At 48.9% G+C, this 13,411-nt stretch carries 14 protein-coding genes; 4 read left to right on the top strand and 10 right to left on the bottom strand.

Annotation, left to right across the window (positions count from 1 at the left end):
* The first annotated feature begins 117 nt into the window (after window positions 1–117).
* The gene (locus tag GWC95_RS10150; RefSeq protein WP_161818590.1) at window positions 118–465 is read left to right on the top strand and encodes a YraN family protein; all 348 of its coding nucleotides are present in this window, start codon (window positions 118–120) and stop codon (window positions 463–465) included.
* 52 nt (window positions 466–517) lie between these two features.
* Here GWC95_RS10150 and GWC95_RS10155 read toward each other — a convergent pair whose 3' ends face one another.
* Entirely contained in the window at window positions 518–937 is a 420-nt protein-coding gene (locus GWC95_RS10155; protein ID WP_161818591.1) for an SRPBCC family protein, read from the bottom strand.
* 116 nt (window positions 938–1,053) lie between these two features.
* Here GWC95_RS10155 and pelA point away from each other — a divergent pair, with 116 nt between their 5' ends.
* The gene (gene pelA / locus GWC95_RS10160) at window positions 1,054–2,187 is read left to right on the top strand and encodes a pectate lyase (protein WP_161818592.1); all 1,134 of its coding nucleotides are present in this window, start codon (window positions 1,054–1,056) and stop codon (window positions 2,185–2,187) included.
* A gap of 54 nt (window positions 2,188–2,241) precedes the next feature.
* On the opposite strand, the gene GWC95_RS10165 is transcribed toward pelA, so the two are convergent.
* The 7 genes from GWC95_RS10165 to GWC95_RS10195 form a co-directional block, all read right to left on the bottom strand.
* A complete protein-coding gene (locus GWC95_RS10165) occupies window positions 2,242–2,409 on the bottom strand; it encodes a hypothetical protein (RefSeq protein ID WP_161818593.1) in 168 nt (55 codons plus the stop codon).
* Window positions 2,410–2,520: 111 nt separating this feature from the next.
* A complete protein-coding gene (locus GWC95_RS10170) occupies window positions 2,521–2,967 on the bottom strand; it encodes a hypothetical protein (protein WP_161818594.1) in 447 nt (148 codons plus the stop codon).
* Between the two features lie 168 nt (window positions 2,968–3,135).
* Entirely contained in the window at window positions 3,136–5,343 is a 2,208-nt protein-coding gene (locus tag GWC95_RS10175; protein WP_161818595.1) for a xanthine dehydrogenase family protein molybdopterin-binding subunit, read from the bottom strand.
* A 54-nt stretch (window positions 5,344–5,397) separates the two neighbouring features.
* Entirely contained in the window at window positions 5,398–6,375 is a 978-nt protein-coding gene (locus GWC95_RS10180) for an FAD binding domain-containing protein (protein ID WP_161818596.1), read from the bottom strand.
* The gene (locus GWC95_RS10185) at window positions 6,372–6,986 is read right to left on the bottom strand and encodes a (2Fe-2S)-binding protein (RefSeq protein WP_161818597.1); all 615 of its coding nucleotides are present in this window, start codon (window positions 6,984–6,986) and stop codon (window positions 6,372–6,374) included. Before GWC95_RS10185 ends, GWC95_RS10180 begins: the two co-directional genes overlap by 4 nt.
* 97 nt (window positions 6,987–7,083) lie before the next feature.
* Window positions 7,084–8,136, bottom strand: coding sequence for a phosphotransferase enzyme family protein (locus GWC95_RS10190; protein ID WP_161818598.1), 1,053 nt, complete (start codon window positions 8,134–8,136; stop codon window positions 7,084–7,086).
* 23 nt (window positions 8,137–8,159) lie between these two features.
* Window positions 8,160–8,993 carry an endonuclease/exonuclease/phosphatase family protein gene (locus tag GWC95_RS10195; RefSeq protein WP_161818599.1) on the bottom strand — a complete coding sequence of 278 codons (834 nt, stop codon included), beginning with the start codon at window positions 8,991–8,993 and terminating at the stop codon, window positions 8,160–8,162.
* Window positions 8,994–9,077: 84 nt separating this feature from the next.
* On the opposite strand from GWC95_RS10195, the gene GWC95_RS10200 reads away from it, so the two are divergent.
* Both GWC95_RS10200 and GWC95_RS10205 read left to right on the top strand, forming a co-directional pair.
* On the top strand, window positions 9,078–9,551 hold the full coding sequence (locus GWC95_RS10200) for a 23S rRNA (pseudouridine(1915)-N(3))-methyltransferase RlmH (RefSeq protein WP_161818600.1): 474 nt from the start codon (window positions 9,078–9,080) through the stop codon (window positions 9,549–9,551).
* A gap of 43 nt (window positions 9,552–9,594) precedes the next feature.
* Window positions 9,595–10,248, top strand: coding sequence for a rhomboid family intramembrane serine protease (locus GWC95_RS10205; RefSeq protein ID WP_161818601.1), 654 nt, complete (start codon window positions 9,595–9,597; stop codon window positions 10,246–10,248).
* A gap of 21 nt (window positions 10,249–10,269) precedes the next feature.
* Here GWC95_RS10205 and tilS read toward each other — a convergent pair whose 3' ends face one another.
* Window positions 10,270–11,610, bottom strand: coding sequence for a tRNA lysidine(34) synthetase TilS (tilS, locus tag GWC95_RS10210; protein WP_237722124.1), 1,341 nt, complete (start codon window positions 11,608–11,610; stop codon window positions 10,270–10,272).
* 136 nt (window positions 11,611–11,746) lie between these two features.
* Window positions 11,747–13,396, bottom strand: coding sequence for a glutamine--tRNA ligase/YqeY domain fusion protein (locus GWC95_RS10215; protein WP_161818602.1), 1,650 nt, complete (start codon window positions 13,394–13,396; stop codon window positions 11,747–11,749).
* Window positions 13,397–13,411: the final 15 nt, after the last annotated feature.

Genomic DNA, 13,411 nt, shown 5'->3' on the forward strand with positions numbered 1-13,411 from the left:
TTATGATAAAAGCGTCCGGTCTTCTGCAATGGCTACCGGGGGATAAATGCGGGAGAATTCTCCACGGTTCTGCGCCGCTCTGGCACGACGCTTGCGGCAGATCACAAAACCTTTTGTATGCCCTGGAACCAACTGATCGGAACAAACGGAGAAATGCGCGTGAAGGAGTGGTTGTCCAGCAAAGGCTTCAGGCTTCACAACCTGTGTTGGAACTGTGCCTATGGAGAGATCGACATCATTGCTTCTTTTCTCGACCAGCTTCATTTCATTGCCGTAACCACAAAAACGTTTGCGCAAAACGGATTGCCCGCAGAGGGCATTACGCGCAAAAAAATGTTGTCCTGCAAACAGGCCGCGCAAAAATACCTGGAACGGCACCCTAGATGGAAGAAAGTGATTTTTGATGTAATGGCCGTATCTCCGACAGAGAATGAACAGGAGATCATTTTGCTGAAGGATGTGTAGGGATGTCAAGGATTATTGGGAAACTCACTGAATTTCCCAATCCATATTAAAATCAATTCGTCTCTACATACTTTTTAAAATTATCCAGTATCGCCTGCCATCCGGCCTGTTGCATGTCGATCGGGTTTTGCGTTTCGGCCTCAAAGGTTTCGATCACATCGGTGGCATCTCCATTGGATTTGAAATGTATGATCACTTTTCGCCCATCTCCCATGGTGTAAACGATCAGCTCATGGGTTGTTACTTCATCGTATACACCGCCAAAATCAAAACCAAAGCTCCCGTCTTTCGCTTCCATACGGGTAGTAAATGAGCCGCCTGTCCGCAGGTCGTTCTCTGCTTTTGGAGCGTGCCAGTCGGGCGATGCCGCACACCATTTTGTTATGTCGCCGGGATTGTTCCATGCATTCCATACTTTTTCTACCGGTGCATTGATCGATGCTTTAACAGTAAGCGCTGTTTTGTTTTCCATATAGCTGTTTTAGGGTTTTAAATATAAGAAATACTCACCGTTTATTGATACAAAATCACCTAATTAACAGCGCGATCGTATAAACAAACTGTATCTTCCCTACAACAAACATTTCCATGAAACCGTACATTTTTACATACTGCTTTTTACTTGGTGTGCCGGGCTATGCGCAGGAGAAACCCATTGACACATCGGCTTTTCTTGATGCGGCGCATCACTGGTACGATATCAAGGACAAAACGAACACCATCAATCCACGGCCCGGCCGCCCTGCTTACCGGGCAACAGAAACAGCGGCCATCGCGGATAACATACTGCTTTATCAAAAAACAAATGGCGGCTGGCCAAAGAACTATGATATGCAGGCAATACTTTCAACTGAACAGAAAGACAGTCTTCTGCGATCAAAAAACGAATTGCATACCACTTACGACAACGGCAGCACCTACGCCCAGGTAGCTTACCTCGCAAAAGCATACACCCGCACAAAAAACGAAGCGTATAAAACAGCGGTGTTGAAGGGACTGGATTTCATCACCACCTCTCAATACGCCAATGGCGGGTGGCCGCAGTATTATCCGCTGGAGAAAAATTACAGCAGGTACATCACTTACAACGACGATGCCTATATCGGCATCATGAACCTGTTGAAAGACATCGTGGACAACACAAACGATTACCGTTTTATCGATGAAGCCACGAGGCAGAAGATCCAGGCATCGTACAACAGGGGGATCGACTGCATCCTGCAAACACAGATGAACGACAATGGCAAGCCCACCGCGTGGTGCCAGCAACACGATGAAGTGACGCTTCAGCCTGCGTGGGCGAGGAAATTTGAGCCGCCTGCTATTTGCAATGGAGAGAGCGCGGGCATTGTTTTGTTCCTGATGCGCATTAAGCAACCATCCCCTGCGGTAAAAAATGCGATACGCGATGCGGTGGCGTGGTTCAATGAATCAAAAATACTGAACACCAAAGTGCAGGTGATCGATGCGCCTGAAATGACAACGGCGTTTACCGTTTCAAAGCATGATCGTATAGTAGTGAATAGTCCGGGCGCACCACCCATCTGGACGCGTTATTACGAACTGAAAACACACCGCCCTATGTTTTGCAACCGCGACAGTAAAGTTGTATATACACTTGCAGAAGTGGATCGCGAAAGAAGAGATGGTTACGGCTGGTATACCTATGCCCCGCAGCTTGTTTTGGATAAATATGAGAAATGGAAAACCATCAACCCATAAAATTCACCAGACCGCAAACAAGTAAGAAACGTTTCCCAAACAGGTAATAAACGTTTATTTTTTCCTGAACCACGCAGCAATGCCAAGGCCAACAATAAAGATCCCAGCAAGAAGAATGGTATAATCGGGCGTTTGTGACCTTACGACCTGCCTGGCGAATGCGCCAAAACAAAGCAACCCTGCAACAATAGCGAGGGAAAGGGTGAGGTATTTTGTTTTCATATTTCCTGTTAACAGAATAAATATAAAACAAAAGAGAAAAAGAAGAAAATCAGTAACAGGCAATCGAAATTGCCCGTTACCAATTCTTAATTGCTAATTTCTAATTACTAATTATTTCGGGCAGTCAACTTTCTTCAACGCCAGCTTAGGCTCAAACTCGAGCGAGTCGGTGTTAACGAATACAACTTTGCCGTTCATTTCTTTGGTATCTCCATAACCTTCTACCCAATCGCCGCTGATCTTTTTAAAGGCCACCTGGCGAACGGAACTGGTTCCCTCAGACATAAACGTATAATCTGCGAGCAGCAGATCGTTTTTGATCCAGCCATTGATGGTGCCGGTGTTTTTGTCTTTTTGGAAGAGATTGTATTCGAGCGTACCCGCAACTGAATCTTTACCGGTACTGAAGCTGAGCAACACCGTATCGCGGTCTGCAGCGAAGCGGTAGCAATCGGGGTCGCTCATTTTTACAGGTTTTGCTTCTTCGCTGTTGCCGTCGCTTTTACAGGCGGTGAACAGGCCCAGCACGATAAGCATGCCTAAAAATTTTGATTTCATAGGAAAGGGGTTTTGTTTTTTTAAATGGTGAGACAAGGTCAAAATGATCCGTGCCGTCATTTACGACAGTATTTGAATTTGACATGCAAAACTCCTGCCACCGCCTTTAAGCTGGCGAAGAAGGGCAACAACGACGCCTGGCTGTTGCATGAGGAAGAATTTCCCTGCTTATATGATTTTATCAGGCGTGATGGGCAGGTCGCGCACACGTTTACCGGTAGCGTGGTAAACGGCATTGGCCACCGCCGCCGCAAAACCGATCAGTGCGATCTCCCCCATACCTTTTGCGCCCATGGGGTTGATGATGGGATCGGGTTTGTCTACAAAAATGGTTTCGATATGTGGCACATCCGCGCTTACGGGCACATGGTAATCGGCTAAATTGTTGTTCACAAAACGGCCATAGCGGTGATCGATGACAGCCTCTTCCGTCAGCGCCATCCCGATACCGCCGGTAACGCCACCGATCATCTGGCTGGCCGCTGTTTTTGGGCTCACGATCTTACCCGAATCCGCTACGGTAACCACCCTGCTCACTCGCACCACACCCGTTTTCGGGTGCACTTTTACCTGCGCAAAATGTATCGACCATGAATACATGGAATATTTGGAGGCCTCCGCGTTGCCGCGCGATTCTCTTGTCATGTCGATAGAGGGAATGTTGTTTTGTTTCAGCAAGTCAACGATCAGCACTTTTGTGTCCCGGTCGTCTTTTTTATAGATGTACCCATCTTCAAAAACAAGCGCATCGGCTTTTACGTTTTCAAAAGAAGATCGTTTGGCAAGCGCTTCAACCAGGGCCGTTTTTACTGCGGTACACGCTTCAAAAACAGCGGAGCCAACTGTTGAGGTGGTAGTGGAGCCTCCCTGGCTACCGGCTGTGGGAAATGATGAATCGCCGAGTTCAAATTTTATTTTTGATACAGGCACACCCAGTACTTCGTGCGCAATATTCGTCATTGCCGTACCGGTGCCCGGCCCTATATCACTTGTTGCGCTTTGCAGCAGCAGGTTTCCGTCGGGTGTGATCACCGCCCTGCAGTTTGCCACACCGCGCGATGCGCTGAATACGCCTGTACTCATTCCGTAGCCCACCAGCCATTCGCCCTCTTTCATAGAGCCAACCGCGGCATTGCGCTTGTACCAGCCGATCTTTTCTGCGCCAAGCTGGTAGGCCTCCTTCACAAACTTGCTGGAGTAAGGGCGTTTGCGTTCAGGGTCGGTTTCTGTATAATTTTTGATCCTGAAATCAAGCGGGTCCATTTTCAATTTGTAAGCCAGTTCATCCATCGCCGATTCAAGTGCAAAGGCGCCTGTGGCCTCGCCGGGGCCGCGCATCCAGATGGGTGAGCTGATGTCGAGCGGCAGTAACCTGTAACGCGTGTTTACATTGGGCGATTCGTACATGAACTTGGTCATGCTCACCACGCCTTCGGTGAAGTCTTCGTAAGAAGAAGTTTGTGAGATCACTTCGTGTGTGATGCCGGTTAATTTTCCATCGGGTGTTGCGCCCAGTCCTATTTTCTGGATGGTCTGCGGGCGATATCCCACGGTTGTAAACATCTGGTCGCGGCTTTGCACCAGTTTTACGGGCCTGTTCAACGCCTTTGCTGCGGCCACCACCGCTATCTCCTGCGGCCATGTGCGCAGCCCCATGCCAAAACCGCCGCCAACAAATTCAGAGAATACCTGCACATTTTTTTCGGGCAGTTTGAATGCACCCATGATGGCGCGCTGCGTTGATTTTACGCCTTGTGTTTTTGCGTACACGGTAACTTTATCGTCTCCATCCCATATCGCGAGAATTCCATGCAGCTCCATCGGGTTGTGCATTTCAAGGGGCATGGTGTAGGTTGATTCGATGTTTACGGGTGCGGTCTTGTACGTATCCGCATCCCCTCTTTTATAGTCCGGCGAACGCGGTGTTACCGCTGCTTTGTCTTTTTCTTTTTCGAGATCGGTATGCGATGTTTCTGCATTGTAAGAAGCCTTCACCAGCGAAGCAGCATGTTGCGCGCGTTCGAGCGTGTCGGCAATGGCCATCGCGATGGGTTGGCCGCCGAACAGGACCTGGTCGCTGCCCAGGATCCGATAGCGTTGGCCGCCCATAGGAAGAGTTGCATTGTTGTTGGCAGGAGGCGCATCCCAACCCGGAACTGCGGGCATGTTCTGGTGTGTATACACGGCAAGCACACCCGGCGCATTCGCAGCGGCCCTGGTATCGATCGATGTTATTTTTCCACGCGCGATGGTACTGGGAACAAGCACGCAATACGACATCTTCGGCGCATCAAACTCCGCAAAATATTTTGCGCCCCCGGTTACTTTTAATTTACCATCTACCCTGCTGGTCGGGTCTGCGAATTTCTTTTCCATGGTTGGATGTTTGTTGTTGTTCTAAATCCTTGTCGCGGTTGGTGCACTCATTGTTTACGCTCCCGCTTTCTTCAATGCCTCTACAATGGCATTGGGTGCAAGCTTTAGTTTGAAATCGTTGTGGCCATACCCTTTTGCATTTGTCATGGCGATGGTTGCTGCTTTTTGAAAATTATCTTCCGATGCGATTTTTCCTTTGAGGAACTTCTCCGCTTCGGTTAAGCGCCATGGCTTGTGCGCAACACCACCCATGGCGAGTCTTATATCCTGGATCGTTCCGTTTTTTACATCCAGTGCCGCAGCAACAGAAACCAACGCAAAAGCATACGATGCCCTGTCGCGGATCTTCAGGTAATGCGAATGGGCTGCGAGGTTATTGTTCGGGATGGTTACACCGGTGATCATTTCTCCTTTCTGTAAAGTATTGTCTTTCTCAGGGTGGTCGCCCGGCAAACGGTGAAAATCACCGAACGGGATCTTCCGTTCGCCCTTCGCCCCTGTTACCGTAACGGTGGCATCCAGTGCAACCAATGCTACACACATGTCGCTCGGGTGAACGGCGATGCATTGATCGCTCGTGCCAAAGATCGCGTGCATGCGGTTGTAGCCGCCTATGGCGCCACAGCCGCTGCCGGGTTCACGTTTGTTGCAGGGCATGCTGGTATCGTAAAAATAACCGCAGCGTGTGCGTTGCATCATGTTCCCGCCCACACTTGCCATGTTGCGCAGTTGTGGCGATGCGCCTGCTTTGAACGCCATCGACAACAACGGAAAATGTTTTACCACCAGCTCATGTTCCGACACATCCGAATTTTTTGCCAGTGCGCCGATGCGTATGCCCGTGGCCGTTTTCTCTACTGCCGCCAGCGGAACGGAATTGACATCGATCAGGCGCGAAGGTGCAGTAACACCGCGTTTCATCAAATCTATAAGATTGGTGCCGCCTGCAAGAAATGCGGCGCCTTCGTTTTTTGCCAACGCACTTACTGCAGATGCAGCTGTGGCAGCTCTCATGTATTCAAATGCATTCATATTTTCTGCCCTCCATTTTTTGCACTCATTACCGCGTCAACAATATTTGAGTAAGCGCCGCAGCGGCAGATGTTGCCACTCATGTATTCTCGCACCTGGTCGGGACTGTTTGCGTGGCCTTCGCGTACACAACAAACGGCCGACATGATCTGCCCTGGTGTGCAGTACCCGCATTGAAACCCATCGAACTCGATGAATGCTTCCTGCATCGGGTGCAGGTTGTCTCCCTGCGCAAGCCCCTCGATGGTGGTTACTTCTTTGCCTTCCGTGGTAACGGCCAGCGTTAAACAGGAGTTCACCCGCCGCCCGTTCACATGAACGGTGCAGGCGCCGCACTGGCCGTGGTCGCAGCCCTTCTTTGTTCCGGTAAGATGCAGTTGTTCGCGCAGGAGATCGAGCAGGGTAACGCGGGGTTCAACAGACAATTGCCGTGCGCTGCCATTGATCTTTACGTTGAGGGGCATTTTTTCAAATGCTTCGGCAACTCTTTCGTCGAGCCCGTTCTCCGCGGCCCTGATCACCGTTTTGGGTGTAAGCGTGATCGCCGCCAGTACGGATGATTGTTTGAGAAAGGCTCTCCGTGGATTTTCTTCGGGTAATTGATCGGCCATAAAACAATTATTATGCCCTGAATTTACGCTAAAAAGAACGGCTTCCTTCAGTGGTGGTAAATTATTTTTAACGGGATTGCCACCTGGATTAAAAGCGCTATTGCATGTTCAGGCTGCCTGCTTTTTCCATCAGCCTTTGCAGCAATACGGCCTGGTTACCGGCGCGCACGAAATTATGTCCCTCGTATTTCGCGCCGTAGTACACATCGTTGTTCAGGTGATCGGTTAAAAAACGCAGCGCCTGCATGTAGATCATGAATTTGCCGGCGTAGAAAAAATATTTGACCTCTTCCGCAGAAAGTTCATCTTCCATTTCTGCGTAATAGCCCACTACGATCGATTTGTAAACATCATCGCGCACCTGTATCTTACTGAAATCTTTTTCTTCTTCGCTAACCGTAGGCAGGTAGGTCCGCATCATATCACCCACATCGCTGATGAAATAGCCGGGCATCACCGTATCAAGGTCTATCACACAGACCGCCTCGTTGTTTTCATTGAACAGCACGTTGCTGATCTTGGTATCGTGGTGCGTTACCCTTTTCTTAAACGCGGGGTTAACGGATATGGACCGGAAATCCGAAACTATTCCGGCATGCAATCTCATAAACGCGATCAGTTCGGCAGATGCTTCGATCCTTTCAACATTACCCTTTTCAAGCGCGTCGAGAAACTGCCCGTACCGGAGGGAAAGGTCGTGAAAGGATGGCAATGTTGTTTCCAGTGAACCTGCATCAAACCCCGAAAGTAACCTTGTGAAGCGGCCAAACTGCGACGCGGCCTCAAAAGCCTGTGAAGCGTCCTGCACCACATCTTTTGAATGTGATCCGTTTATAAACGGGTACAAACGGTAAAACCCGCCGTCCAGGCTGGCCTCATTCACCAGCGTTCGGCCGTCTGTGGTTGGCACGGGCGCTGCGAAAAGATATTCTGGTGCGTGCTGCCGAAGATAACCGGCGATCGAACAGATGTTGCGGTCTATCGCGCCGGGGTCCGTAAAAACACGGTCGTTGATCTTTTGAAGAATATAACTTTTGCCACCGGCACTGATCTTCCAGGTATGGTTGATCAAACCCGTACCGAACGGGGTTACCTGTGCATCTGCTGCGTTGATCCCATACGATTGCAAAACCCTGGCTACAATATCCATCGCCTAAAATTAAAGGAATGGATCTATTTTAAAAGCGTTAACCGCACCATTACCGGGAAATGGTCAGACGGATACTTGCCGTGGTAAGTGTCTGTCAATATCCCCCACTTTGCAACGTCGAATTTGCCGGTCGTGAAAATATGATCGATCACTTCATTGGAATTGTTTTGTTTTCCGAACGAATTGAACGATCCGTTGCTGGCATATTTCACGGGTGCCGACACGTACGTATCCTTCAACCAGTCAGTGGCAGCAAGGTTTTTGTACCATTCACTTTCGCGCCCGCCGTTCAGATCGCCAACAAAAATCGCAGGTTCATTGCCCGCTATTTCTTTGATTTTCTGAAGGATGAGCTTGCTGCTTTCGATCCTCGCCTTCACGCCCTGGTGATCGTAATGCACGCTGAAAAAGTAGAACTTTCTTTTGCTTTGTTTGTGTTGCAACTGCACCCAACTGCAGATACGGTTCAGGCGGGCATCCCAGCCGGGGCCGGGTTTCTCAGGGGTTTCAGAGAGCCAGAAATCGCCCTGGTTAAGGAGTTTGAATACATCCGTTTTGTAGAAAACGGATGAGTGTTCGCCTTTGTCTTTGCCATCGTCCCTGCCCTTTCCGTAAAATGAATAACCCTTGAGTTGGGCCGCAAGATCGTCGAGTTGGTTTTTCAATCCTTCCTGTATGCCAAACACATCAAAATCGTGAAACTGTATAAGGGAGGCCACAACCGGCGCACGGTTTACCCATAAATTGCCCGAATCGTTTTTATTGTCGTAACGCAGGTTGTAGGTGGCAACGTTGAAGGTTTGTGCACTTACCGAAAAGATGGCACAGACACAAAACAAGGTGAATAGAGCACGCATGGTTTTTTTTTGTGAAAATAGTATTCTGCTGTTAACTCAACAATAAGTTTAAGCGATGGCCAAACATTTTGATATTTTTGAAACATGAAACTACAATTCTGGTCGCTCGGAAAACCGCACGAGGCCTACGCCAGGCCCGGCATCGAGGAATTTACAAAACGGCTCACCAATTATTTCTCCGCCGACTGGAACATCATTCCCCCACCCAAAAACGCGGGCAATCTCTCTGAAACCGATCTTAAAAAAGCGGAGGCCACGAGTGTGCTGCAACAACTGCAGAAAGACGATTACCTTGTTCTGCTCGATGAGCGCGGTAAATCGTTCAGTTCACCCGAGCTGGCGCAGTTCATCCAGCAACGTGCAAATGAAAGCACCAAGCGCGTTGTGTTCCTGATCGGCGGTGCTTTTGGGGTTGACGAGTCTGTGGCGAAACGGGCAGATCTTACCTGGAGCCTCTCGAAACTGGTTTTCCCGCATATGCTTGTCAGATTGATCCTTGCCGAACAGCTTTACCGAGCCTGCACCATCCTTCGAAATGAAAAATACCACCACGCATGAATTAATAATTACTACTTATTAATTATAAATTATAAATTAGGCTATGGTTACTCTTACAGCAACGATCATCATCCTGCTACTTACCTGCGTGGTATCATTCACGGCGTTTTCGAACGACAAGATCATCAATGACCTGATCTTCCATCCACCGGCCATTACCAACCGCAAGCAATGGTACCGTTTCCTAACAAGCGGTTTCATACATGCAGACTTTGTGCACCTCGCGTTCAACATGTACACGTTCTTTCTTTTTGGAAATAAAGTAGTGGAGCCAACCTTCATTGAAATATTTCATACGTCGGGAAAAATGCTGTACGTGGTACTGTATCTCACGGCGCTGGTGGTTTGTTTGCTTCCAACCTACCTGAAGCACAAAAACGATTACCATTACAGGAGCCTTGGGGCATCCGGGGCCGTGTCTGCCATCATTTTTGTCGGCATCGTTCAATACCCGATGATGAAGCTGCAGATCTTTCCATTACCGATTCCCATCCCCGCTTTTATCTTCGGGCCATTGTACCTGGGCATTTCCGCGTACCTCGCAAAGAAAGGAAGGGGCAACATCAACCATTCAGCGCATATATGGGGAGCGGTTTACGGGATCGTGTTTTATGCCGTTACCTGCCAGTTTCTTACGGATGAGCGTCCATTGCAGGATTTTGTTACGCAGGTGAAGCTTTACCTGGAGAACCTTTAAAAACGAACACAGTGCGGAAGGCTACCGGCCTGTTTTTTCAAAACGGATGCAGATGGCATCTTTTGATGGGTCGGATATTTTAAACCTGTCATCGATCCTTTGCCCGATCACCCAGGCAATCCTCCCGGCGCTTTCGATCACCCATGTATTTTCTTTTTCCGTCCTGGATAATTTCTGATCGATGAAAAAGCGGCTGAGTTTTTTTTTCTTTTGCATGCCCAGCGGGTAGAAATAATCACCCGTTTTGCATTTGCGCAGCAACAACGGGTAGCTGATCACCGAAGGATCCAACCATGCTTCGTTTGTATCGCTTTGGTTGTTGAATTTGGCACAATGAAAGGTTAGAACACCGTTTTCGAATGCGACCTTCTTATCCTCTTCCCCTACCAGGATGTGTTGTGCGGCGCCAATTGCAAGCGGTGCGATGATCAGCCAGTTCCTGTTGCGGATGATGCGGTGCGTGGGTGACGATTGATAGCTTCCACTGTCTGCTTCCAGCAATTTCACTACTTCCTCTGTTTGCGCGGCGCTGAAACCAAAAGGTTTGATCAGCTCCCAGGCGATCGTGTGCAGCGGCTTTGCTTTTTTCAGTTTCAGAACAGGAACATGGATCTCGTTGTTCTTTTGTTCGACCAGTTTTGAAAGATGGAGATCGATGGATTGTTTGTACAGTACAGAGACCTCATTAAACCGTTCGATGTTCTTAACAAGGTTGTCGTCCACCTGCGGAAACACTTCCCTGATCTGCGGGAGCAATTGGTTGCGGAAAAAATTTCTTGTGTATTTATCAGATGCATTGGAAGAGTCTTCCACAAAGTCAAGCGCTTCCTGTTTCGCGTATTCCACCAGGTCTTTCTTCTTGAACGACAGCAAGGGCCGGATGATCCTTCTTTCGGCAACAATCGGTTGGATACCCATCAATCCCTGGATCCCCGTGCCGCGGAAAAAATGCATCAGCAGGGTTTCAATGTTGTCATCTGCGTGATGTGCGGTAACGATGAAAGAAGGTTTGTCCCAGCCCGCTATCACTTCCGAAAACCATTGGTAGCGCAGGTTTCGTGCGGCTTCCTGGATCGCTGTTTTGTTTGTGGCGGCATAAGCAGCCGTATCAAATTTTTTAACCAGTACTTCCCTGCCATATTCCTCCGCCAATGCACGTACAAAATTTTCATCGCGCTGGCTCTCCTCTCCCCTCAATTGAAAATTACAATGAGCGATGGTGTAATCGAAACCCGATTCATGTACCAGGTTAACCAGCACCACGCTATCCATACCGCCGCTCACCGCCAGCAACAACCTGCAGTTGGAGAAGGAAAGCTGCGGAAATTGTTTTTTCCAGTGTTGTTGAAATTGATTGAGCAAGGTTGAGGGTTTTCGGTAAGGCGTTTGTATTTGTAGAAATGGTAGAGAAAAAAAGCAGGCGTCAGATGATTGGAGAATTTCTTTCTCCAATCATCCAATCCTTTTCACACACGCATGCAAAACACATGTCCACTAATTAACTCTTCTTCCAACCATCCTTCAGAGTAACCGTACGGTTAAAGACGAGTTTTTCTTTTGTACTTTCTTTATCCATGCTGAAATAGCCTTTGCGGATAAATTGGTATCGGTCGTTGATCGTATCGTTGAGTAATGCGGGTTCTGCGTATGCGTTCGGTATTATTTCCAGTGAATTTTCGTTGATGTGGTCCTTGAAATCGCCTTCTGCGTTGGCAACATCTTCTACTTTGAACAGGCGGTCGTACAAACGAACTTCCGCGGTCACGGCATGCGCAATGCTTACCCAATGCAAGGTTCCTTTCACGTTGATGCCCGAAGTGTCCGATCCGCTTTTGCTTTCTGGAATGTAGCTGCAGTGCAGTTCCGTGATGTTTCCATCGGCGTCTTTGATCACCTCATCACATTTGATAATGTAGGCGCTTTTGAGGCGAACCATCTGCCCCGGTGCGAGGCGGAAATATTTTTTCGGCGCCACTTCCATAAAATCTTCGCGCTCTATGTAGAGTTCCCTGCTGAACGGTACATCCCTGTGACCACCATCGGGATCCTCGGGGTTGTTTTCGCTGCTCAGCATTTCAGCATCGTTGTTGTAATTGGTGATCACGATCTTCAAAGGATCGAACACCACCATCCTTCTCAATGCGATCTTGTTGAGGTGTTCGCGCACACAGAACTCGAGCAGGCTCACATCGATGAGGTTTTCTCTTTTGGCTACGCCGATGCGTTCGCAGAAATCGCGGATCGCTTCGGCAGTGTAACCACGGCGACGCATACCGCTGATGGTAGACATACGCGGGTCGTCCCAACCGCTCACATGGTTCTCATTCACGAGTTGCAGCAGTTTGCGTTTGCTCATAACGGTGTAGGTCATGTTCAAACGCGCAAACTCATACTGGCGCGAAGGAAATATACCGAGTTGTTCGATGCACCAATCGTACAGGTCGCGGTGCGGAACAAATTCGAGGGTACAGATGGAATGTGTGATGTGCTCGATCGAATCGCTTTGCCCGTGCGCAAAATCGTACATCGGGTAAATGCACCATTTGTCGCCTGTGCGGTGGTGGTGCGCGTGTTTGATGCGGTAGATGATGGGATCGCGCAGCAACATGTTTGGCGAAGCCATGTCTATTTTTGCACGCAGCACTTTGCTGCCGTCTTCGTATTTGCCCTCGCGCATTTCGGTAAAGATCTGCAGGTTCTCTTCTACGGTGCGCTCCGCAAATTGGTTTCTTACACCGGGCGATGTGGGTGTGCCTTTCTGGTGGGCAATTTCATCGCTGGTGCTGTCGTCAACATAGGCCAGGCCTTTTTGGATGAGTTGCACCGCAAAACCGTACAGCTTTTCGAAATAATCCGAAGCATAGAATTCATTCGCCCACTCAAAACCCAGCCAGCGAACATCGTCTTTGATGCTTTCTACGTATTCGGTTTCCTCTGTGGTGGGGTTGGTATCGTCGAAACGCAGGTTGGTGGTACCGCCGTATTTTTTGGCCAGGCCAAAATTGAGGCAGATGCTCTTGGCATGGCCAATGTGCAGGTAACCGTTCGGCTCCGGTGGGAAACGGGTGGTAATAGACTGGTACTTTCCACTCTTCAGATCCTCTTCTACGATCTCTTCGATAAAATTCAGGCTTCTTTCTTCGCTCATTTTGCTTTCTTTCTA

Source organism: Sediminibacterium roseum, assembly GCF_009939005.1.
In the GTDB taxonomy this organism is placed as follows: Bacteria; Bacteroidota; Bacteroidia; order Chitinophagales; family Chitinophagaceae; genus Sediminibacterium; species Sediminibacterium roseum.